The following is a 266-nucleotide window of genomic DNA, read 5'->3' on the forward strand; positions in this document are numbered from 1 at the left end:
GTTCATGCCAAATCGTGATCCACTACTGATTAAGCCACCGAAAACCCCTGTGTCAATATTCGGTTGTACTAGATGATTCACTTGTTCTTCGCTTAACACATTAGATAATTCATTATTTATGCCAAAACCAATACTGATTACGTCTCCCTCGAGTAGAAATTGAGCTGCGCGCCTCAATATTACTTTACGGGTACCTAAAGATATATATGGTTCTCGCATCTTAGCGATTTGATAATGGCCAGAGAGTGCAGGATCATATTGTGTTT

The 266-nt window shown here is 39.5% G+C and carries 1 pseudogene; it reads right to left on the bottom strand.

Going from position 1 to position 266, the window contains the following annotated elements:
- Positions 1–266, bottom strand: a pseudogene (locus tag AC2Q9J_RS18050) (fatty acid degradation protein FadX); the annotation flags it as partial.

Source organism: Planococcus sp. RAB007_Raresut (assembly GCF_057369535.1).